Consider the following 23,339-nt stretch of genomic DNA (forward strand, 5'->3'; position numbering starts at 1 on the left):
GTATTTTTTGGAGGTAGAAAACTATGAAACCTTTATCTATTTTAGATGAGGTTGTTCGCGAGTTGGAACAAGATGTCAATATCTCGCGGATTAAAAGAATAATATTTTTCGCGTGCAAAGAATATTGGGAAAACGATGTCGGAAAACTAGGTAACACAGATTTAGGTATTCTGATCCAAGAATTATGTACCAAATATAGCACTTTAGAAGATATTGAGACAGTTTTAAATATTATAGTTTCTAAAGTCAACAAAAAAGCAGAGTACGCTTTAGTGGCAGACCTCATCATCTGTCAACTGAGTAGGCTGTATGAATTTGAAGACATGACCAATTTAGAAACAAACATATCTAGATTTGGCGGTGAGAGTCTGCCGGCATTTCAAGAGGAATTTAGTGCGGAAATCCCAGGTAGCAACGAAACAGAAAGAAACCCCGGAATTTTATTTGATGTCAGACAAAAAATATTGCAGCAAACAAATCCGCTGAGGGCGAAAATACTAATTTTTTCGAGTCTTTATCATGAATTTACTTTTAGCGATCGCGACTGGTTGCTGCTGAAAAGCCAAGAACTAGATACCCTGCTGCGACAACTGTTTAACGTCTGTCCCACCCTAGGAGAACTCGAATCTCAATTGTACAGAACTGCGAGCACTCTGGAAAACACAGATGAAAATGACCAAACAGCTAGCGTCATTATCCAAGCGATGAATCCTTGTTACGCCAAAATAGAACCTGAATCACCAAATATTTCTAGGGAAGAGGTGGCGGGAGAAGATTACGATCAGACGCACTTAATCAATAATATTTATGAAGATAACAAGCAGAGTAACGGCACAAAAGATTATTTTGAAGCTGGCGATATTACTCACATGATTGAATCTTCTCCCATTCAGTATGCTTCTAACTCCCCGGATAGTTACTTCGTGACCGGAATCGGAGAAAATTCACCAGTTCAGCAAACCGAAATAAACACTAATAATTCGCCGATTAATTTTCAACAGGAATTGAAAAAGACTTCATCGAATGAAGAAAATCAGGCTACTGCGGGAAGTTATATTTCCCCTGAGAATAGTATAAATATTAGCGAATCTATCAAACAAAAATTGGGCTTAGAAGAAGAAATTAAATCCTTAGTAATTCAAAGTGCTAACTCCGCTACGGCCAAAATAGAAAACATATTCAGTGATTTAGAATCGGCTCTGAATCGACAGTTTTCAACAGAAAGTGTAGAGGAGCGCTTGTACTGGAAATATAAAATTCTCAGAGATTATGTAGGAGAAGTTCAGGGGTTTACCTATAAATTAATGAAAATTTTGAGCGACTTGGAGTCAAAAGAAAGGGGACAATTTACTTCTGAAAGAGCCGAGGATTTTGACGGTAATGTTTCGCAACCAGAATCAAATAAATCTAGCCAAAAACCCAGCCAGCAGCAGCTACTGGAAATGGCAAGACAAGGAAATCCCAAGGCGATCGCCACCTTAATCAATCAATTGCTACAGCCTCAAGGAATTACGGCTACAGCGGGATTTAAAGACGGTTGGCTCCACATCATTTTGGACTCAGCCCCCGTCGCACCAAATCAACAAAATACTGCGACCTATATTTACAAAAAACTTTGTACTTTAAAATCGAAGTTTCTCCATAAAGTGAAAATTCACGGGCGACAGCTAGGTAACAAAAGTGTAGTCTGGACTCAAGATTTTGTCAGTAAAATGAATTAGTCATAAAATCTGCCAATAATTCCACGCATACATCCACTAAATTTGCCCGTAAAAATCCAATTCCCGAAATACCAAATTACCAGATTTTAGTCACTCAATTAACCAGCACCAAATATGAATGCTAGCGAATTATTAAGACGATATACATCAGGTGAAATTGATTTTGAAGGTATGAATCTGAGAGGTGTCTATCTAAGTGGTGCCGATTTAATAGGTGTGAATTTAAGCAGCGCCGACTTATCGGGTGCAAACTTAGCAATGGCATATCTGAGTAGAATTAACCTTCAACGTGCAAATTTAACCAAGGTCAAATTTGGCGGTGCTAACTTGAATCAGGCAAATCTAAGTTCAGCAAATTTGTCCGATGCAGACTTTCACGGAGCTACTTTACAAAATGCTGACTTTCGCAGAGCCAACATATGTTTGGCTATCTTAATCGATGCAAATTTGACTGATGCGGATATGCGAGGTGTCAATTTGCAAGGTGCAGATATGCGCGGTGCGTGCTTGCGGGGTGCAAATTTGCGGAAGGAGCAGCGAGTTTTTGATGGAGCAAATTTGCGGGGTGCAAATTTGCAAGGTGCCGATTTGCGCGGAGTCAATTTACAGGGTGCTGATTTGACTAAAGCAGATCTAAGTCGAGCCAATTTGACTGAAGCTTCTCTCCGAGAGGCAAATTTGAGTCAAGCAAATTTGAGCGAAGCTATTTTGGACAATGTATTTTTGACTGACACAAATTTGACTGAGACCAATTTTTCCTGGGCTGTAATGACAAATGCCAAGTTAGAAAGAGCTATATTAATAGATGCTGAATTCGCAGGCGCTAACTTACATGGTGCTTTTCTTCCTGATGTTAAATTGAACAATGCTAGTTTAATTATGGCGAATTTGAGTCGAGCTAATTTGGTGAGGGCGGATTTGAGTCGTGCTAATTTCAATCAGGCAAATTTAACTGAAGCCGATTTGACTGATACTTACATGGCTAAAACGGATTTACGGGATGTAATTTTACACCGCGCAAGTTTGATTAGGGTAGATTTGAGCACTGTTAATTTAGCCGGGGCGAAGTTTCGGGGTACAATCATGCCGAATGGAGAAATTAATGGGTAAATTTTTGGGAATGGGGAATTGGGAATTGGACATTGGGAATTGGAGAGCCTGATATTAGTTTGAGTCATTGATTATGGTAAATTACAGAACTGTTTTTTTGTTCAATAGCTTAACTTTACTGCTGGTTGGGCTAGTGACTTTGTGTCTGAGTTTATTCGGTTATTCGGTAAAAGGGCTATTTTTTCCGCCTTGTCTTGCGACATATCCGGGTGCGGGTTTCTTATTTCTGATGTTTCAAATGCTGTTTTATTTCTCTGTGATGATTTGCGTTTTTAGCTTTGGTTTGCTAAGAATTACTCAACCGAATCGTCCCGAAAATCAGTTTATTTTAGGTTCAGCCCTAGTTACGGGATTTTTCCTGTTCAATGAAGTTTTCCGCACCCACGTTCACCTCGGACGCGCTGGCTTTCCTAAAATTATAATAGTTCTTATCTACGCTGTTGCTGCCGCAGCTTATGGATTAACTTTTAGAAGGCAAATCAAATCAACGCCTTACTTTTTGTTAGCAAGTGGCGTGGGTTTATTATTGTTGGCTTTTTTTGCGGAAGCATGGCCGTTGAAAGATGAGGTAATTTCCAGTTTGGTTGAGGGTATTCCTAAGTTGTTAAGTGGGGTCAATATTGCGCTTTATTTTTGGTTTGTTTGCCAGGGTTTGATACTGCGATCGCTCAAATTTTATAACAAGACATCAAATCCCGAATTAAGTAAGTTTAATTAGAGCGGGGCGGGTTTACGAGATCGTTAGTTTTTCACATAGACAGTTGGTGAAACCCGCCCCTACATGATTGGATAATCGGCTTAAAACAAAAAGTATCGCTGCGCCATTGGTAAAATATTTGCAGGTTCGCAAATCAGCAATTCTCCATCCGCCCTCACTTCATAGGTTTCTGGATCGACTTCCATTGTGGGCAAATAATCGTTGAGTTTCATGTCTCTTTTAGTAATTTGTCGCGTGCCCGAAACTGCTACTGTTGGCTTTTGTAAACCTAGCTGTGCGGCAATATTGCGATCGCACGCAGCCTGAGAAACAAACGTCAGACAAGTAGCCCCGATCGCACCGCCAAAACTACCAAACATCGGCCGCATATGCACCGGCTGTGGCGTAGGAATGCTGGCGTTAGCATCTCCCATCTGCGAATAGGCGATCGCCCCTCCCTTAATCACCATCTCCGGTTTCACCCCAAAAAATGCCGGTCTCCACAAACACAAATCCGCCAATTTCCCCTCTTCAATAGAACCAACATACTGACTAATTCCATGAGTAATCGCCGGATTAATCGTGTATTTTGCAATATACCGCTTAGCCCGAAAATTATCATTTTCTCCCTCCATTCCCCCCCATTGATAAGGGGGAGTTATTTCAGATCCCCCCCCTTGATAAGGGGGGGTTAGGGGGGGTAAAATTCCCCCTTGATAAGGGGGGGTTACTCCTAATTTCCCCCCTTGATAAGGGGGGGTTAGGGGGGGTAAATTACCACGCTGCACTTTCATTTTATGTGCCGTTTGCCAAGTCCGAATAATCACTTCCCCAACCCTTCCCATCGCCTGAGAGTCCGAAGAAATCATACTAAAAGCACCTAAATCGTGCAAGATATCCTCAGCAGCAATCGTTTCTCTTCTAATTCTCGATTCAGCAAAAGCCACATCTTCAGGAATACTTCGATCCAAATGGTGACACACCATCAACATATCTAAATGTTCTTCCAAAGTGTTGACAGTATAAGGGCGAGTCGGGTTAGTTGACGAGGGCAAAACATTAGCTTGGCCGCAAACTTTGATAATATCCGGCGCGTGTCCACCGCCTGCACCTTCAGTGTGATAAGTATGGATTGCTCGATTCTTGAAAGCGGCAATTGTTGCTTCTACAAATCCTGCTTCGTTGAGAGTATCGGTGTGAATTGCAACTTGCACGTCGTATTCGTCAGCTACACTTAAACAAGTATCAATTGTTGCTGGTGTAGTTCCCCAATCTTCGTGCAATTTTAAACCCATGGCACCGGCCAATACTTGTTCAATTAATGCTTGGGGTTGACTGGTATTTCCTTTACCTAAAAATCCTAAATTGACGGGAAAAGCATCCGCAGCTTGCAGCATTCGGGACATATGCCAAGGTCCGGGAGTGCAAGTTGTGGCGTTTGTACCCGTTGCAGGGCCTGTACCACCGCCGATCATGGTAGTGATTCCAGAGGCGATCGCCACTTCAATTTGCTGCGGACAAATAAAGTGAATGTGAGTGTCAATTCCCCCCGCAGTCAGAATCATGCCTTCGCCAGCAATTACTTCTGTACCAGGTCCAATAATAATATCTATTCTGTCTTGAATATAAGGATTTCCGGCTTTACCAATCTTGTAAATTTTGCCTTCTTTAATCCCAACATCTGCTTTAACAATGCCCCACCAATCTAATATTAAAGCATTAGTAATTACCGTGTCAACAGCGCCGTCAGCATTAGAAATTGGGGATTGTCCCATACCGTCGCGGATGACTTTCCCGCCACCAAATTTGACTTCATCGCCGTAGGTTGTGAAATCTTGTTCAACTTCAATGAATAATTCAGTATCCGCTAACCTGACGCGATCGCCCACAGTCGGCCCAAAAGTTTCCGCATAAGCGCGGCGATCCATTCTGTAACTCATATTAATTAGCTCCTCACTGAATTATTTGTTATTTGCACAATTTTGTTGACAAGAGTCTAATAAACATCTCCCAAAAACCCTGTGAAGAACAGGCAGGATGCCTGTTCTACAATAATTATGGGAGATGTCTAATAGTCTCTCATCCATCTAACTCACCATTCACTTTTCCATTAAAGCCGTAGACTTCACGACTACCAACAAAAGGTACTAATTGCACTTCTCTTTCATCTCCCGGTTCAAATCTAACTGCTGTACCTGCGGGAATATCCAATCGCATTCCTTTTGCTTGTTCTCGATTAAATTCTAATGCTTCGTTAGCTTCATAAAAATGGTAGTGGGAGCCGACTTGGATGGGTCTGTCGCCTGTATTTCCTACCAGCAACCGGACTGTTTCACGCCCTGCATTTAGTTCTATTTCACCTGCTAAAACAATCATTTCTCCGGGAATCATCTTTTCCTCCTGTGAGTTTATGAGTTAATTTTTTAACGGATCGGATCGTGTACTGTAACGAGTTTAGTTCCATCAGGAAAAGTCCACCTGGACTTCATGCACCATTTCTGGTATCCCTTCCATCACATCTTCCCGCGTCAGGAGAGTTGTGCCATAACTCATTAAATCAGCGACGGTGAGGCCATCTCTGGCTCCTTCTAAAATGGCGGCGGAAATGTAGGCTAGTGCTTCTGGATAGTTTAATTTTAAACCTCTTTGTTTCCGGCGCTCTGCTACTAGGGCGGCAGTGAAAATCAGCAGTTTGTCTTTTTCTTGGGGGGTGAGTTGCATTGTTATTCTGGTGAGTGCGATCGAATTATTTACTATAATTAAACTAGGATTCAATTATTTTTTCAAGTTCAACTATCAAGAATGGTAAATCATCGGTAATGACATCCCAAACTATATCTAAGTTTACCTCGAAGTAAGCGTGAATCAAGCGATTCCTCATACCGATGACTTGTGACCACGGGATTTGTGGTAATTCCTTTTGACGGTCTGTACTGATGCGAGAAGCAGCCTCGCCGACAATCTCAATACACTTGACTAAGGATAATGTTAACATTCGGTTAGTGTCAAGATCCTTCCTGTTTGTGTTTGCAGAAAATAATACAGCTTCTTTGGCCGCATTCAGCATATGATGCAGACGAGTATTATTATCTATGAACATACAACACCTGTGCTGAATCAAGAACTTTTTGTCGAAAATATTTACTCAATTCTTCCGGTGTTCGCAAATCTACTTGGCGTCCTAACATTTCTGTTAGCTCAATTTCCATAGTGACTATCCGCCATCCGATTTTGTTTCCTGGGATAAATTCTACCAGCAAGTCAATGTCACTGTCGGGTCTAAAGTCGCTTCGCAGGATTGAACCGAAAAGAGAAAGTTTGGCGATCGCATTTTTCTGACAAAACTCAGCTATCTGGTCATGGGGAATACTAATGGGAAGTTGTTTGTCTGGTTCTGGGGTCGTGAGTTGCATTTTATTTACTATAGTTAGGATGGCAACTATACATTAAAACTCAAATGTATTCCTATTTTATCCAAACGCGCGGCAAACAGCAAGGGCGTTCTGAAAAAGATAAGCGCAGCAAGTGCCAAATGCTGACAAACCAGTCTCTAGCTGCGGTGGTGGATGTACCGCGATATCGGCACAGCAAACCGTTAGGAATACGAGTCACACCGATGGTACAATTCCCAGGGTAAATTGTTGCCTCAGATGGCAAAGCTCGTACTTTTTCTACGAGTTCTGCTGTGACGGTTTCGCCAACCCAAGCGAGGGTGGCAACTACGGGTTTTCCTGCTAAACCGTGAGGACTTTCGAGCATGGTTTCTCCACCTTTGAGCAATTGTCTGTCAATCCATAAGGGGCTGTTTTGTTGCCAGATTTCGGTGTACGATCGCCATTTTCCAGACAAGAATTTTTCGCCCCTAGCACTGCGTCCAAATCGGGTAATTTCCCACAGTAAAATAGTCGCTTTTGGTGCTAATTCTACCCGCAAGTTTTGCTGATACATTGCGCCATCAAAAACGATTGTTTCCTGTGGTAGCCATTCTAAATTAGCACCTAGTTCTAGTTTTATGTCAATATTTTGTTGCGATTCTAGTCCGTTACTGCGATAGATTTTAGCAGCAGCAGCGCTGGTAATCAAGGCTTTGGCGTTGGGTTGGAGGTGAAAATGACTCGAAAGCCGATCGCCCCCCACAACTCCTCCAGCCGTGTGTAAAATGACACTGTGACAAATCTCTTTACCTTCAGGATAGAACGGGCGCTGCACTTTCAGGGGCGCTTGCATTTGATTTTGGATGATTTGAGTTGAGCCGTCGCGGTTAGCATAGACTAAGTTTAGACGGCCGTGCCATCCATTTTGAATGTTATTTGTAGGTTCTTCAGTCGAGTTTTGAATCACAGATTTTTAGAATTAAAGAATAGACATTATCACAAATATACTATTACTACCCGCACCCGCTACTCCCCGTAGGGACACTCCAAGAGCCCATTGGTGTCAACTTAACGTCAAACCTATTCACAGACTGCTGTTTGACTATTAACTTCGATCCCCCCTAACCCCCCTTAAGAAGGGGGGGACAAGATTCTTCTCAAAGTCCCCCTTCTTAAGGGGGATTTAGGGGGATCTAGACTTGGCGTAAAACCCAGATTTTTCAAGAGGATTTTAGTCTTAAGTTGACACTAATGGGCATTGCCGTGTCCCTAGGGGGATACCCTGTAACAATAATATTCGATCCCCCCTAACCCCCCTTAAGAAGGGGGGGACAAGATTCTTCTCAAAGTCCCCCTTCTTAAGGGGGATTTAGGGGGATCTAGACTTGGCGTAAAACCCAGATTTTTCAAGAGGATTTTAGTCTTAAGTTGACACTAATGGGCATTGCCGTGTCCCTAGGGGGATACCCTGTAACAATAATATTCGATCCCCCCTAACCCCCCTTAAGAAGGGGGGGACAAGATTCTTCTCAAAGTCCCCCTTCTTAAGGGGGATTTAGGGGGATCTAGACTTGGCGTAAAACCCAGATTTTTCAAGAGGATTTTAGTCTTAAGTTGACACTAATGGGCATTGCCGTGTCCCTAGGGGGATACCCTGTAACAATAATATTCGATCCCCCCTAACCCCCCTTAAGAAGGGGGGGACAAGATTCTTCTCAAAGTCCCCCTTCTTAAGGGGGATTTAGGGGGATCTAGACTTGGCGTAAAACCCAGATTTTTCAAGAGGATTTTAGTCTTAAGTTGACACTAATGGGCATTGCCGTGTCCCTACGGGGATACCCTGTAACAATAATACAAGATAGCAGATTATACTAATTAATATGCGTTTTAAATTATCCTCCCATGCCAGCCACCCCTGAAAGCCTCCAGAAATTCGTTACCTACTGCCAACAACACATTACAGGCGATGAAAAAGGACAAGCACAAGTATTTTTAGACCGCTTCTTTCGCGCGTTCGGTCATGAAGGGGCATTAGAAGCTGGTGCAACCTATGAGGAACGCATCGAAAAAAGCAGCAAAAAAGGTCAAATGGGATTTGCTGATTTGGTGTGGAAAAAGCACGTTTTGATTGAAATGAAAAAGCGCGGCGAAGATTTGACTAAAAGAGAACACCGCACCCAAACAGAACGCTATTATATTCGCCTCAAAAAAGACGATCGCCCGCGCTACGTGATGATGTGCAATTTTGACGAGTTTCACATTTACGATTTTGATGTTCAGCCAGATGAACCTTTAGACATTATATCGCTAAAGCAATTGCCAGCGCGATCGCCTGCTTTTGCTTTCATGGAATCTACCAGCCGCCGCCCCATATTCAAAAACAACCAAGTCGAGATTACCGAAAAAGCTGCTAGCAGAATGGGGATGCTGCTGGAAATGTTAATTGAACGCGGGAAAGAGCGCAAATTTGCTAAATTTAATCAGTTTCAGGCCCAGCGATTTGTGTTGCAATGCGTCTTAGCAATGTTTGCCGAAGATCGGGGACTTTTGCCGCCTGCACTCTTTACTCGCTGCGTCAAAGATTGTCTGGAAGGAGCAAGTTCTTATGATGTTTTGGGCGGCTTATTTCAAGCAATGAATCAGCAGGGAGTCACGCCAGCAGGACGTTATGAAGGAGTCGAGTATTTCAACGGCGGATTATTTTCGGAAATACACCCCATTGAACTGCAACAGGGAGAGTTGAAAATATTAGAAGTTTGTGCCGAACAAAATTGGAGTCAGGTACGCCCTTCTATTTTTGGTAATATCTTTGAATCCGCTTTGAAAACAGATAAAAAACAGCGCCGCGCCTACGGGATTCACTTTACTACTGAGGGAGACATTCGCCGCATTGTTTTGCCCACAATTAGCTATTATTGGGAAGAGCGAATTAACGCTGCAAATACCGTAGCAAAACTGCAAAATCTGCACCAAGAATTAGGTCGCTATCGCGTCTTAGATCCGGCTTGCGGTTCGGGTAATTTTCTTTATGTAGCTTATCAGGAACTGAAGCAAGTTGAAAAGTTACTTTTAGATAAGCTAAACTTGTGCGACGGTACAAGAGGTTATATGAATTTAGTCACGCCGCAGCAATTTTACGGCATGGATGTTAACTCGTTTGCGGTGGAGTTGGCGCGGGTGACGCTGATGATTGGCCGCAAAGTGGCGATCGACAATTTGGGATTGAAAGAACCTTCTTTGCCTTTGGATACTTTGGATAAAAATATTGTCTGTGCTGATGCTTTATTTACTGATTGGGTGAAGGCTGACGCGATTATCGGCAATCCCCCATTTTTAGGTGGCAAGCACATGAGGATTGCCCTGGGAGATGAATATATTGACCGCGTGTTTAAACGCTTTCCTGATGTGAAAGATTCGGTGGATTTTTGTGCTTATTGGTTTCGCATTGCTCACAATAATTTAGAACTAAATGGCAGGGCTGGTTTAGTTGCTACTAATTCAATTAGTCAAGGTAAAAGTCGCGCTGCTGGTTTAGATTATGTCGCGCAAAATGGCGGTCACTTTTATGCGGCAGTTTCTACTCAGCCTTGGTCTGGCGAAGCTAAGGTTCACGTTAGTTTGATTAACTGGAGTAAGGAAAAGCCGAAAGTTTACTATTTAGATAATCTCGTGGTTTCCAGTATCAACTCTTCGCTGCAAGCTACGATTGATGTTTCTCAAGCTGCTAGGTTGTCAGTGAATTTAAATAAATGCTTTCAAGGTGTAGTTCCTAATGGTAAGGGATTTATTATTACCGAACAAGAGGCTAAGGACTGGATTCAAGCTGATTTGAATAATCAGAAAGTTATTAAACTTTTTTCAATGGGGGCGAATCTAGCTAAAAATCCTAACTGCGTACCCGATAGATGGATTATTGATTTTGATGACATGACAATAGAAGAAGCTAGCAACTATGAACTACCTTTTAATCGATTGAAATCAACTATTTCCATCGAACGCCAGAATAATCGCAATGAAGCACTAAAACTCAACTGGTGGAAATATGAAGGAAAACGCTTAGGAATGAGAACAACGATCGCACCCTTATCTAACTACTTCACTGTACCGAGAGTCTCAAAATGGGCTGTCTTCATTCCCGCTCCCGTTAGTTGGCTGCCAGGTGACTTAAATATTGTTGTTGCTTCAGAAGACTTCTACATTTTTGGCATTCTCACATCAAAGGTTCATCGCTTCTGGGTTAAAGCTCAAAGCTCAACACTTAAAGGAGACACTCGATACACGAATACCACCTGCTTTGAAACTTTCCCATTTCCCCAGACACCGACTTGTCAATTAGTAGAGGAAATTCGGGGAACTGCGGTGGAATTGCACGAATACCGCACGCAACAAATGTCAGCGAAACAGTGGGGAATTACTCAACTTTACAATAAGTTTTTTGAAGAGCCAACAAGTCAGCTCTTTAAACTCCATGCTAAGCTCGATCGCCAAGTAATCCAAGCTTACGGATTTACTGATATTGACAATATATTAGACTCATTGCTGGCATTAAATCTAGAACTAGCAGAAACCGAAAAACAAGGCGAGCCAATAGTTGGGCCCACGGCCCCAAATGAAGGCAATTGAGGAAACGGCAATGCCGTTGCCCTACCCCAAAACATCGATCGGACACACCCCCGGCCCCTCTCTAGAGGGGAGTTAGATACGACACACCCCCGGCCCCTCTCTAGAGGGGAGTTAGATACGACACACCCCCGGCCCCTCTCTAGAGGGGAGTTAGATACGACACACCCCCCGGCCCCTCTCTAGAGGGGAGTTAGATCGGACACACCCCCGGCCCCTCTCTAGAGGGGAGTTAGATCGGACACACCCCCGGCCCCTCTCTAGAGGGGAGTTAGATACGACACACCCCCGGCCCCTCTCTAGAGGGGAGTTAGATACGACACAGCCCCGGCCCCTCTCTAGAGGGGAGTTAGATCGGACACACCCCCGGCCCCTCTCTAGAGGGGAGTTAGATACGACACACCCCCGGCCCCTCTCTAGAGGGGAGTTAGATTCGACACACCCCCGGCCCCTCTCTAGAGGGGAGTTAGATCGGACACACCCCCGGCCCCTCTCTAGAGGGGAGTTAGATCGGACACACCCCCGGCCCCTCTCTAGAGGGGAGTTAGATATGACACACCCCCGGCCCCTCTCTAGAGGGGAGTTAGATCGGACACAGCCCACTTACCAAGGACTTCCAACCATCACAAAAGCTGACCAATAAAAAGGATGGGACAACTTTGTATCTGCAAAACCTTGCAGCGACGGTGGTAAATCCACCCCTCCACCCCGACTCGAACCCCGCAATTGACCACCCTCCAAACGCACATCTCCTCGCAACATCGCAATTTGCGCTTTGCGCAGGGCGGCCGCCTTAATTGGCGCAGTCTTCAACTGTTGATAAAATTCACTCATCAATCCCAAAGTACCTTCATCACTCACATACCACAAACTCCCCAAGGCCGTTTGCACCCCAGATTGTACCGCCAATCCCCCAAAACCTAACTCCGCTTCCTCATCTCCCACCGCAGTGCGACAAGCACTCAAAACCAATAAATTTACCTGGGGATCGTTCAATCTCAACTGTCGTAATTGATCGAGTTGCAGTCGGCTATTCCACAACTGAATAAAAGAATTACTTGGTAATCCTGGTTTAAATTCGCCGTGAGTAGCTAAGTGAATAACTCCAAAGGGCCGACTTTGATGCTGTTGCCTCAAATTCTCCAAAGTAAAGCCCTCATTCAGAAAACTAATTCCCGGCCAATCTCTGGAAATAGCCGCTATTTCAGCAGGAACTGCCGGCAAAGGTTTCAACTCAGAAAATTGTGACGCACCCATGGCTAAAACCTGAAGGTTTCTAATATCAATGTAACGAGTATCGGTTAAACTAACGCTGGGAATTAGACTGATATTGTAATTTTCCACCAAAAATTGCTGTCCGTCGTGCAAAGCCGAAAAAGGAAAGCCTCGCAATCCTTTATCAGCGATGAATGAGATTGTATCAATTCCCCGCTCTTTTAAAGTTGGTTGTAAAGGAGCAATTATCCACTGATAAAGTTGTTGGGCATAGGGGAGATAACTGGTAGTTCCTCGCGCACCCGGTTTGGTAATTTCTTCCCGAAATTTACTGACAAGTTGCATCAGTTCTTTGTGGTTAGCTTGTGGCACAGTTTGGTGAATGACAGAACCTGAAGCTGTCACCAAAACTAAATCTAATTTTTCGGATCGGGAAAAGAGATAAATAAAACTGGGTTTAATACCGGTTTCTGCGGAGAGGGCTGCTAATTTTTTTTGAGTTGCTTCGGTGGAGATTAGTTCGTCTTCAATGTCGGGGAAGTTTAGGCCGAAATATTGTTGGTATTCTTGGCTGAAAGATTTGTCTAGTAAAGCTATACCTTCCGAGACTTTTCCTTGGTCAAAGTTACTGCCGATGTTGCTGCGAAATGCTGACAGGAAGGCTAAATTTGGGGGATTTGAACCGATGAAATCTAAGATAGCTTTGGGAGGTAAGTTTTTTTCGATTCCAACTATCATTTGTCGCGGTGCTTCTATGTTTCGCAAAATGATGTTTTGATTTAGCAGTTGTTCTGGTGTCAAGGGTTGGTTTGGCCCTGGAAAGAGCGATGAAAATCTATTTAATGGTGTTAGTGGTGTTAGTGATGTTGGCGGTATTTGCGGTGTTAGTGGTATTTGCGGTATTATTGGTATTTGCGGTATTATTGGTATTTGCGGTATTAGTGGTATTTCCGGTATTAGTGGTATTTGCGGTATTATTGGTATTTCCGGTGTTATTGGTATTTGCGGTATTACTGGTATTTGTGGTGTTGGTGTTGGTGGAATAATATTAACATTGCCAGAATCGATCGCTGCGGCACTACCGTTAATTCTGGCATCTCCGATCGCAAAAGGCGTTGGCGGGTTAGTATTAGCGCCACCGTGATTAATAGTAACGGAACCTTGTCGATTAGCACCAACAGTTGAGATGCTAACAGGAGTACCGTTTTGGTTTAAAAAAGCATTGGTGATTCGCACAAAACCCGGAGTGCCGATCGCCACCGTACCTCCAGTCGCATTAATCGATGCTACACTAATATCATTGCGAGCATTCAGATTCACCGTAGCAGCGCGATCGCCCCCAACAGCATTAACATCTATACGCCCTACTGTGATTTGCCTTCCCGCTAAAACCCCCACAGTCTCCGTAGCATTTATATTACCAGTAGTAACACTCCCCCTGGTGCTGTTAACATCAACTGCAACTCCCCGCAAAATTCCCGCATTTACATCGCCTGCTGCGGTTAAATTTACATTTCTAGTTGCGGTAGTATTGGCAGTTTCAAGACTTCCAGAATCACTCTTAACATTAACTCTAAGTCCCTGCAAAATTCCTGATTTTACATTACCGGAAGCAGCAACATTAATATTTCCAGTTGTCACACTATTGCCGATCGCAATTCTGCCCCCATCGCTACTGACATCAACTGCCGCCCCCTGCAAATTGCCGATATTTAAGTCCCTGGATGCTCTCACAGCAATGGTGGCGGCGGGAGCATTGATGGAGGGCGTAGCAATGTTAGTTTGAGCATCCAGATTGACTGTGGGAATGAAATTTTGTGCAACAGGATTAACAGTTACCACCCCAGTATTAATTAGTTGTCTGGCTAAAATTCTGACATCACCAGTAGTAGCGATCGCCCCCGTGGTGACATTGCCCGTATTGCTGGTAGCATTGACAGTAGCAGCATTAAGATTACCTACCGTTAAGTTCCTAGAAGCGGTCAAACTGATATTTGTAGTTGCTGCAATATCCACTGGTATAGTATTAGGGACTATGACATTAGGATCGCTCAAAACTCCCAATTCCCCGGAGTTACTAGCAATATCAACCTTAGTGCCCTGTAAATTCCCAAAATTCACATTTCCAAAAGCTCTAAGTTCGATCGCCCCAGAATTCCCAGTATCGATCGCCTCCGTGACTATACTACCCCCACTGCTGTTGAAACTCACATTACCATTTACATCAGCACGGGAAATGTCATTTGTCAATATAATATTATCAGCAGCCTGAATATTAATTGTCGAACTAGAAGTCAATCGGCCACCAACCACCACACCCTGTCCGCTTTCGATCTTAATTTCTCCACCATTAATATCTCTAGTTGCGACAGTTCCCGGAGCAGACAAACTAACCAGCCCAGCAGCAGAAATATTATCTACAATAATTAATGGATTCGAGTTAATAATCCCCGGATTAAATATAGCCTCCTCACCTAAAGAAGTAGTTTCATTATCATCAAAACTCCCCTCAACAGCATTAGGAACATTCGGAGTATTAGCCAAATTCCGAACTCCAGCCCGCAAAATCAATGCCGGAGTCCTAGTTAAAATAGCAATATCCGAATCAGCACTAACATTGCCAATATCGAGAGCAGTATCCGGGCCAGTAATTGTAATATCCTGGGCCACAATACTTCCCTTCGCCTCCACTTTCAGCGAAACACCCGTATAATCTCCAAAAAAAACATCAGCCTCAGAACTAATAATCGGGTCAAATAAACTCACGAAAGTTCCCGCCATTCCTGACAGATTCCGAATTGAAAAATTGCCACCAGAAACAAAGTGAGCATCCCCAGAAATCACACCATTACTAACTAAAGTCAAAGCGCCGCCCGCCTGAAATTGGGGAGCCAGAGCCAAAGCACCGATCGCATTTTGAGTCAGAATATCGATAGTGCGATCGCCCTGAATGTATAAATTACCCCCAGCCTGAACCAAAAACGGATGCGTCGCACTGTCACGCACTTGCGCAGCATTTCCCGCGGTCAAAGTCAAGTTACCAGTTGTGTATAATTGAACCCCATCTAATGTGAGATTATTAGCAGCCCAGAGGCGAGCATTTGCCGCGGTTAAATCAGAAATTGGGGTAAGATTGCTTCTAGCGATCGCCACATCCCCCGAATTCACCTGCAAACCAGAGCCCACAAGTCGCACCGTACCATCAGTGGCCACAGCAACACCAGTCGCACCATTATTCACACCGCTACCAGTCAGCAACTGCGGCAAAGACAGAGGATTTGCAACCAAGGGAGAATTCGGTAAATTGCCACCAGTAGCAATTTCTAAACTCAACAAATGCCCTGGTTGACTAATGCGAATCGCATTTCCAGTTCCCACACTAGCAACAGTAATGTTACCTCCTGGTGCCGACAAATTCCCCGTACTAATCACAGTACCGCCCAACAAAGCCAAACTTTGGCCAGGTGCCACAGCCAAATTACCAACATTCACAATACTTCCCGGTGAAGCCACCCCAAAATAAAAACTATTAGGAGTACCAACTAGCGTGCTAAAATCGTTTACGCCCGTAGCATTAAACCAATTAGAACCCAAACCAACCCCAGTAGCAGTAGTCGCAGTGAAAGACGCCGGCACATTCAAACTGGCGTTCGGACCAAACACCATCCCCGCAGGATTAATTAAAAAAAGATTAGAGTTGCCACCAGTGACAGTAATTAAACCATTAATTAGGGAAGCATCCCCGCCAGAAATGCGACCTAATATATTTTGAATCGCTGGATTGGTCAAAAAATTAGCAACCTGACCTTCCGGGATACCGAACTTCTGAAAACTATGAAACAGATTCGCCCCGTCCCCCGACAAACTGCCACCACCAATATCGTAGCGGTTGTCAGTGCGGGTAACATTAGTGCCAGTACCGTCAGCCGCTGGGATGACTGTTTGGGCTTGGGCGAAAGTATTAAAAATTAACAAAGAAAACGGACAAATAAATAGCCAGACCTTTTTAATCTTTAAGTTGGCATTTTTCATAGCATCTAGGTCCGATCGCGATTCTCTTAAATTATGACATCTGCCAACAACATACCTCTAAAAAATAGATTAACTCGTCCATGACAATTCCCCAAATCAAAAGCTTGTACACAGACGGCGCTTGTTCCGGCAACCCAGGCCCAGGCGGCTGGGGCGCAGTGGTTTGCTTCGCCGATGGCAACTGTCACGAACTCGGAGGTGCACAGTCCCAAAGTACCAATAACCGCATGGAAATGCAGGCTGCGATCGCCGCGTTGGAGTTTTTTGCCAATTCCGGTCAAACCGAAACAGTCACCCTTTACACCGACAGCGAGTATGTTAAAAACGGTATCACCAAATGGATTCAAGGCTGGAAAAACAAAGGCTGGAAAACTTCCACAGGCAAAGATGTCGTCAATCAAGACCTCTGGCACCTGCTAGACAAGCTGAATTCCCGGCAAGTGAAGTGGGAACACGTCCGGGGTCACTCTGGCGATTTCTATAACGATAGATGCGACCAAATCGCCCGCAGCTTTTCGCAGAATCTCGTTCCCGAACTGCAACAACAAAAAGGGGTTGGGGCAGACACGGGGGCACTGCCCCTACAGTCGGAAAACACAAATGTTTCAGATGAAACGGAAACAATTGGTAACAAAACGATAGAATCCTATGTCATAACTTCTGACCTTCTCATCTCCAATGCTGCCATGATGGATTCTACTGCCGATACTCTGGAGAACTTGCCCCGCGAGGTGAGGGTTCAGGACCTCCGAAACCTGATCGAAACCTTGCATATAGCCGATGAAGTTGCCACTAAAGGCTACTTGATCACAAGTTCTGAATTAGCTGACTTGATGGATGTAAATGCCAGTGCTGTTACCAGTCGTGGAGACAACTGGGTTTGGCGAAACTGGGTAGTTTCGCGGGTGCGCCGCGAGGGAAATCAAATTCTCTGGCAATTGGAACGCATAGACCACGTTAGTACAGTTGATTAATTATTAGTTATTAGTTATTAGTCAGTTGCCAGAAAGCAGAAAGCAGTGTTTCATCAAAATACTGCTTTCTGCCAGTTTTTTTTACTGCTGCGATCGCCTCTTGGTTAGACAGTCCTCGCCCGCTGATATAAAATCCTCTCTTCATCCCGATTCTGCATAGGCGAAGCATGACCGCAGACAATTTATTAGTGATAACTAAAGATTTACAGCGGTCATGCTTCGCCCCTACGAATATATTTGCCAAACACAGATGCACCCATCACCCACAGACTAACTATCATGAATTTAAAAATATTTGTAAACTGAACAACTCTATGGTATAATCGCAGATTGTGAATATTAATCAAAAGTAAAGTAACAAGCCGGGAGAAATTAAAATGACACAGCAAACCCTGCACGGAACCAGCCGCAAAAGAAAAAGAACCTCCGGTTTTCGTGCCAGAATGCGGACCGTAAACGGTCGATTGGTAATCAAAGCCCGCCGCAGCAAAGGTCGCCACCGCCTCGCAGTCTAGCACCAGACCAAGGTTCAAAACCCCGATCGCGCCCGTAGCTATGTTGCCCGAAGCAAACAGACTCAAGCACCGAAAAGACTTCAGCGCCGTTTACCGCAAAGGAATGCGCCGCAACTCCGCTCATCTGAGCTTAAGAGCTCTGCGGAAACCCAAAAGCGCGCTCAAAGCCCAACCGACAGCCGAAAAATTCTTGCAGCAGCCCACTCGCACAGGCATTTCTATCAGCCTCAAAGTGAGCAAACGCGCTGTAGTCCGCAACCGGATTAAGCGCCAGATTCGTGCTGCTTTGCGACAGTTATTGCCGCGATTAAAATTCGGGTGGGATTTAGTAATTGTGGTCCGCCCGATCGCACAAGAGTGCAATTATGCAGAAATTCTGCAAGAATTAGAGCAGTTGTTGGTAGAAGCCGAGGTACTAGATGGGAATTCGAGAGGAAGTATATTATGAGGGTGGCCCCGCCCCCGGTGACTTGATCGTTAACTTACTCCTGGCGCTGACTGTAGTGGGAATTCCCCTAGCAGTCGGAGCAATTGTCCGAGCTCTATGGCTGCGCTATCGGATCACCAGCCGTCGCGTGTCAGTCACTAGCGGTTGGATGGGTGGCGATCGCACAGATGTGATCTACTCAGATATAGTCAAGATTGTGACGGTACCACGAGGTTTTGGCACCTATGGAGACATGGTGCTGACTCTGAAAAATGGCGGTCGTTTGGAACTGAGATCGATGCCAAAATTCCGCTCTGTCTATGACTACATTAATGAAAAACTGCCCCCCGCAGCTCAAAAAACCAACGCAGCTCAAACTAAATAACAGCTTTACCAGCTCTCAAAAAAGGGCTAAGTTAGTGCGAGGATTGGCAAACTCATTATCAAAAAACCGCTAACGGGCGATCGATCGATAGCCAATGTCCTAAGATAGACAAAAGTCTAAAAGTTGAGTGGCCCGTATCCAGCGGTACCCAATATTTCTCAACAGTAAACATAGAGCACCTAAATTAACTCAAAGCGAATGGATTTTGGTATCTCATTTCTCTCCAGCAACCTCATGCTGCCGATCCTAGATTTTTTCTATGGTATCGTGCCTAGCTATGGTTTAGCGATCGTAGCTCTGACGCTCGTGATTCGCTTTGCTCTTTATCCTCTCAATGCAGGCTCTCTTCGCAATATGCGGCGCATGAAAGTAGCGCAGCCGTTGATGAAAGAGCGAGTAGATCAAATTCAAAAACTCTATAAAGACAATCCTGCTAAACAGCAGGAGGAAATGAGCAAAGTATACAAAGAATTTGGTAATCCTCTAGCAGGATGTTTCCCATTAGTGATCCAAATGCCAGTGCTGTTTGCACTGTTCGCCACACTCAGGGGTTCGCCGTTTTCTGACATAAATTACAGCGTTAACATCCAAGTCTTGCCAAAAGAACAAATGGAAGTTGTTCAACCGCAAGCGTTTGCGACACCACCGCAAAATATTTACGTGACAGGTACTTTTCACGCTCCCATTATTGGCGTAATTCCCGGCGGCGACAAACTCGCAGTCGGCGACAAAACCAAAATTGAATTTCAAACCCCAGAGGGTAAACCTCTCAGCGCTGTAGCGACAGAAAACAAGAGCGAAACAGACTTTGTACCCCGGTGGACAATCACCAAAGGCGAAGAACTGGCAAAGATAGACGAACAGGGCAACATCGTAGCCATAGCGCCCGGTGATGTGACAGTTCAAGGCACAATCCCCGGATTGGCCACTAACAAAGGATTCCTGTTTATCGAAGCTCTAGGCCGCGTTGGTGCGATCGACCCAGACGGTACAATCCACTGGGATATTTTGGTCATGATCCTCGGCTTTGGTATCAGCTTGTATATCAACCAAACCCTTTCGGGACAAGCCCAAGGACCAAACGACAACCCTCAACAGGCTACAGTTAACAAACTGACACCTGTGATATTTTCGGGGATGTTTTTGTTCTTCCCGCTGCCTGCCGGTGTGTTGATGTATATGCTGATTGCTAACATTTTCCAGACAGTTCAATCGTTCATTTTGTCGCGAGAACCACTGCCGGACAACCTGCAAAAAATAGTGGATGAGGCAGAGGCGAAAACTAAAAAAGAGCAGGGATTAGATGCGATTCCCTTTGAGCCTAAGCGTCCCAAGAAAAAAGCTTGATGTTAACAATGAAAGACTCTCAAATGCAGCGCGGACAGCAATGGTTAGAAGAATTTCTTAAACTGTCCGCCATTCCATCAAAAGTGGTATGTGAACAACAAGCAGATTGCTATTGGATGACCATAGATGAAAGCAATCTGACTCCCGAACAAATTGCAATTTTGGTAGGACCAAACGGTGATGTACTAGATGCTATTCAGTACCTCTGCAACACGGTTGTAAATATAGCTCACGAAGCAGAAGAGCCAATTGCTTATACAGTTGAACTCAATGGCTATCGAATTCGTCGCCAAGAGGAACTGCGATCGATGGCAGAATACGCAGCACAGCAAGCCCGGATGACAGGAGTAGAAGTTGAACTGAAATCGCTCTCTTCGGCTGAACGCCGTCAAGTACACAGCTTTTTGAGCGAATCTGAGGATATAGAAACTTACAGTCAAGGACAAGAACCAGATCGACGTTTGGTAGTGCGTCTGCGCTGAAGGTAAGAAGAAGATCGATGTGAAGAAGGAAGAGGGAAAATTTAAAAATCAACTATTCCTTTTCACTTTCTACATTCCCTCGGATTCATCACTGGGGTAGTTTTCTATAATTCTTCAATCTTCAATATTCAATTTAAAATCTAAAATCTAAAATCTAAAATAGGCTGAGGTTCAGAAGGCGGAGGATGATTATGGACACAATTTATATTCCTCATCTACTCTCAAAATCAGAGCAGACAGAGATAATTGAGTTTGATGAATTTATTCCCGATTTAGCATCTCTAACTCCTGTGCGAGGACGATTGCAAGTGACTCACCAAGGAACTTATCTTGAGGTGAAGGCGAAAGCAGAAACTATTGTTACTCTCACTTGTCATAGATGTTTGAAACAGTACAATCAGAGATTGGTGTTGAAATCATCGGAATTAATTTGGCTGGATAAAGATGCCGATCGCCCAGATACAAATCCGATAGAAATGAAGGTGGAGTTTGAAGATTTGGTGGAAACTTTGTCGCCCACGGGTTCTTTTTCTCCGAGTGATTGGCTGTACGAACAACTGTGTCTGGCAGAACCCCACAAACAAATATGTGATGCTAAATGCGTGGGAATCATTGTAAATGATGATGTCAATACAGAAAGTTCAGAAACTATATCTGATAGTCGTTGGGCATCTCTGGCGGCACTGAAACGGCAATTGCCTTAGATAAGTTGAAACCGCGTCTACATAAACAAACCAGGCGGTTGAAACCGCGTCTACATAAACAAAGTCTACATAAACAAACCAGGCGGTTGAAACCGCGTCTACATAAACAAAGTCCGCCTCCGCGGACTAATAAATAAGAGCGATATTTGAGCAATCAAACAAATGACAAATCACAAATAACAAATCACAAATGACTAATAACAAATGACCAATTTTAGTGATGAGTTTGAACTGCTGCTACGATCGCGCTACCCCCTAATCTACATTCCCACACGGGAAGAAGAACGAGTAGAAGTGGCGATCGCTCAAAGTGCCAAAAAACAAGGTGATCGCGCCGTCTACACCTGGGATTTTGTCGATGGCTACCAAGGTAATCCCAACGATACAGGTTTTGGTAAACGCAACCCCCTACAAGCTTTAGAATTCCTCGAAAAACTGCCCTCATCTGCGCCAGCTATCTTTATTCTGCGGGACTTTCAGAGGTTTTTAGAAGATGTAGCAATTTCCCGTAAACTGCGGAATTTGGCCAGACTCCTCAAATCTCAACCCAAAAATATTGTCATCGTATCTCCCATCATTTCCATTCCCGAAGACCTCAGCGAAGTGATGACCGTTTTGGAGTTTCCCCTGCCTGCGGCGACGGAAATAAAAATTGAGGTGGAAAAGCTGTTAGGGGGGATTGGACAGGTCATAGAAGGGCGTTTGCTGGATGAAATGGTGCGCTCCTGTCAAGGGCTTTCTATGGAAAGAATTCGACGAGTTCTGGCAAAGGCGATCGCCACCAGAGGCGAACTCCATTCCAACGACGCAGAACTGATTTTAGAAGAAAAACGCCAAACTATCCGCCAAACTCAAATTCTGGATTTTTACCCAGCCCGCGAAAACATCTCCGATATCGGCGGTTTGGATAATCTCAAAGAATGGTTGCTGCGACGCGGTGGTGCTTTTTCCGATCGCGCGCGTCAATACGGTTTACCCCATCCTAGAGGTTTGTTGTTAGTGGGAATTCAAGGCACCGGCAAATCTTTGACTGCAAAGGCGATCGCCCATCACTGGCATTTACCCCTACTCCGCTTGGATGTCGGACGCCTATTTGCCGGATTAGTCGGCGAATCAGAATCGCGCACCAGACAAATGATTCAGCTAGCAGAAGCTTTAGCACCTTGCGTATTGTGGATTGACGAGATTGACAAAGCCTTTGGGGGATTGGATGGTAAAGGGGATTCGGGAACCACTAGCCGAGTGTTTGGGACTTTTATTACCTGGCTAGCCGAAAAAACTTCTCCAGTATTTGTAGTAGCAACGGCGAACAACATTCAGTCTTTACCACCAGAAATGCTCAGAAAAGGTAGGTTTGACGAAATATTTTTTGTGGGTTTGCCGAGTCAGGAGGAACGGCGGGCGATTTTTGAGGTACATTTGTTGCGGTTGCGATCGCACAGCATCAAAAATTACGATGTAGAGCGTTTGGCTTACGAAACTCCTGATTTTTCCGGGGCAGAAATCGAGCAAACCTTGATCGAGGCGATGCACATTGGGTTTAGCCAGAATCGAGATTTCACCACAGATGATATTTTAGAATCAGCTAGCCAAATGGTACCCTTGGCAAGAACTGCCCAAGAACAAATCCAGTTTCTCCAAGATTGGGCTGCTGCGGGGAAAGCTCGTCTTGCTTCTCGATACGGCAGTTTAAGTCGCCGAATTCAAGGATAAACTTTTGAAGTAATCAGGAATCA

The 23,339-nt window shown here is 44.4% G+C and carries 19 protein-coding genes and 1 pseudogene; 12 read left to right on the plus strand and 8 right to left on the minus strand.

Annotated elements, in window-relative coordinates; all coding sequences use genetic code 11:
* The first annotated feature begins 23 nt into the window (after nucleotides 1–23).
* From P2A85_RS17800 to P2A85_RS17810, 3 genes are all read left to right on the plus strand, one after another.
* The gene (locus P2A85_RS17800) at nucleotides 24–1,721 is read left to right on the plus strand and encodes a hypothetical protein (protein ID WP_377474316.1); all 1,698 of its coding nucleotides are present in this window, start codon (nucleotides 24–26) and stop codon (nucleotides 1,719–1,721) included.
* 114 nt (nucleotides 1,722–1,835) lie between these two features.
* Nucleotides 1,836–2,831 carry a pentapeptide repeat-containing protein gene (locus tag P2A85_RS17805; RefSeq protein ID WP_377474318.1) on the plus strand — a complete coding sequence of 332 codons (996 nt, stop codon included), beginning with the start codon at nucleotides 1,836–1,838 and terminating at the stop codon, nucleotides 2,829–2,831.
* Between the two features lie 73 nt (nucleotides 2,832–2,904).
* Nucleotides 2,905–3,549 carry a hypothetical protein gene (locus P2A85_RS17810; RefSeq protein WP_377474320.1) on the plus strand — a complete coding sequence of 215 codons (645 nt, stop codon included), beginning with the start codon at nucleotides 2,905–2,907 and terminating at the stop codon, nucleotides 3,547–3,549.
* Between the two features lie 80 nt (nucleotides 3,550–3,629).
* Here P2A85_RS17810 and ureC read toward each other — a convergent pair whose 3' ends face one another.
* From ureC to P2A85_RS17840, 6 genes and pseudogenes are all read right to left on the minus strand, one after another.
* Entirely contained in the window at nucleotides 3,630–5,468 is a 1,839-nt protein-coding gene (gene ureC / locus P2A85_RS17815) for an urease subunit alpha (protein WP_377474322.1), read from the minus strand.
* 139 nt (nucleotides 5,469–5,607) lie between these two features.
* Nucleotides 5,608–5,919 (minus strand): urease subunit beta, encoded by a 312-nt coding sequence (locus P2A85_RS17820; RefSeq protein WP_377474324.1) that lies wholly within the window; start codon nucleotides 5,917–5,919, stop codon nucleotides 5,608–5,610.
* Nucleotides 5,920–5,951: 32 nt separating this feature from the next.
* Nucleotides 5,952–6,249 (minus strand): annotated as a pseudogene (ureA, locus tag P2A85_RS17825) (urease subunit gamma).
* A gap of 43 nt (nucleotides 6,250–6,292) precedes the next feature.
* Nucleotides 6,293–6,628: a DUF86 domain-containing protein gene (locus tag P2A85_RS17830; RefSeq protein ID WP_377474326.1), complete on the minus strand. Its 336-nt coding sequence runs from the start codon at nucleotides 6,626–6,628 to the stop codon at nucleotides 6,293–6,295.
* Entirely contained in the window at nucleotides 6,615–6,941 is a 327-nt protein-coding gene (locus P2A85_RS17835) for a nucleotidyltransferase family protein (RefSeq protein WP_377474328.1), read from the minus strand. The genes P2A85_RS17830 and P2A85_RS17835 overlap by 14 nt, the downstream gene beginning before the upstream one ends.
* Nucleotides 6,942–6,993: 52 nt before the next feature.
* A complete protein-coding gene (locus P2A85_RS17840; protein ID WP_377474330.1) occupies nucleotides 6,994–7,869 on the minus strand; it encodes an urease accessory protein UreD in 876 nt (291 codons plus the stop codon).
* A gap of 935 nt (nucleotides 7,870–8,804) precedes the next feature.
* Between P2A85_RS17840 and P2A85_RS17845 the strand changes: the two genes are divergently transcribed.
* A complete protein-coding gene (locus P2A85_RS17845; RefSeq protein ID WP_377474332.1) occupies nucleotides 8,805–11,525 on the plus strand; it encodes a class I SAM-dependent DNA methyltransferase in 2,721 nt (906 codons plus the stop codon).
* 600 nt (nucleotides 11,526–12,125) lie between these two features.
* On the opposite strand, the gene P2A85_RS17850 is transcribed toward P2A85_RS17845, so the two are convergent.
* Nucleotides 12,126–16,769, minus strand: coding sequence for a CHAT domain-containing protein (locus P2A85_RS17850; RefSeq protein ID WP_377474334.1), 4,644 nt, complete (start codon nucleotides 16,767–16,769; stop codon nucleotides 12,126–12,128).
* An 80-nt stretch (nucleotides 16,770–16,849) separates the two neighbouring features.
* Here P2A85_RS17850 and rnhA point away from each other — a divergent pair, with 80 nt between their 5' ends.
* Nucleotides 16,850–17,743: a ribonuclease HI gene (gene rnhA / locus P2A85_RS17855; RefSeq protein WP_377474337.1), complete on the plus strand. Its 894-nt coding sequence runs from the start codon at nucleotides 16,850–16,852 to the stop codon at nucleotides 17,741–17,743.
* Nucleotides 17,744–17,753: 10 nt separating this feature from the next.
* Here rnhA and P2A85_RS17860 read toward each other — a convergent pair whose 3' ends face one another.
* Nucleotides 17,754–17,888: a hypothetical protein gene (locus tag P2A85_RS17860; RefSeq protein WP_377474339.1), complete on the minus strand. Its 135-nt coding sequence runs from the start codon at nucleotides 17,886–17,888 to the stop codon at nucleotides 17,754–17,756.
* Between the two features lie 232 nt (nucleotides 17,889–18,120).
* Here P2A85_RS17860 and rpmH point away from each other — a divergent pair, with 232 nt between their 5' ends.
* The 7 genes from rpmH to P2A85_RS17895 all read left to right on the plus strand — a co-directional run bounded on the left by rpmH (nucleotide 18,121) and on the right by P2A85_RS17895 (nucleotide 23,316).
* Complete coding sequence (gene rpmH, locus P2A85_RS17865) at nucleotides 18,121–18,258, plus strand: 50S ribosomal protein L34 (RefSeq protein ID WP_193974120.1); 138 nt, start codon at nucleotides 18,121–18,123, stop codon at nucleotides 18,256–18,258.
* 40 nt (nucleotides 18,259–18,298) lie between these two features.
* The gene (rnpA, locus tag P2A85_RS17870; protein ID WP_377474341.1) at nucleotides 18,299–18,706 is read left to right on the plus strand and encodes a ribonuclease P protein component; all 408 of its coding nucleotides are present in this window, start codon (nucleotides 18,299–18,301) and stop codon (nucleotides 18,704–18,706) included.
* Complete coding sequence (locus P2A85_RS17875; RefSeq protein ID WP_377474343.1) at nucleotides 18,678–19,070, plus strand: PH domain-containing protein; 393 nt, start codon at nucleotides 18,678–18,680, stop codon at nucleotides 19,068–19,070. Before rnpA ends, P2A85_RS17875 begins: the two co-directional genes overlap by 29 nt.
* A gap of 198 nt (nucleotides 19,071–19,268) precedes the next feature.
* Complete coding sequence (yidC, locus tag P2A85_RS17880; RefSeq protein ID WP_340523196.1) at nucleotides 19,269–20,417, plus strand: membrane protein insertase YidC; 1,149 nt, start codon at nucleotides 19,269–19,271, stop codon at nucleotides 20,415–20,417.
* 8 nt (nucleotides 20,418–20,425) lie between these two features.
* Complete coding sequence (locus tag P2A85_RS17885) at nucleotides 20,426–20,899, plus strand: R3H domain-containing nucleic acid-binding protein (protein WP_340523194.1); 474 nt, start codon at nucleotides 20,426–20,428, stop codon at nucleotides 20,897–20,899.
* A gap of 191 nt (nucleotides 20,900–21,090) precedes the next feature.
* Nucleotides 21,091–21,603 carry a YceD family protein gene (locus P2A85_RS17890; protein ID WP_377474345.1) on the plus strand — a complete coding sequence of 171 codons (513 nt, stop codon included), beginning with the start codon at nucleotides 21,091–21,093 and terminating at the stop codon, nucleotides 21,601–21,603.
* A 204-nt stretch (nucleotides 21,604–21,807) separates the two neighbouring features.
* Complete coding sequence (locus P2A85_RS17895; RefSeq protein WP_377474347.1) at nucleotides 21,808–23,316, plus strand: AAA family ATPase; 1,509 nt, start codon at nucleotides 21,808–21,810, stop codon at nucleotides 23,314–23,316.
* Nucleotides 23,317–23,339: the final 23 nt, after the last annotated feature.

It is taken from the genome of Microcoleus anatoxicus, assembly GCF_042465725.1.
Classification (GTDB): Bacteria; Cyanobacteriota; Cyanobacteriia; order Cyanobacteriales; family Microcoleaceae; genus Microcoleus; species Microcoleus anatoxicus.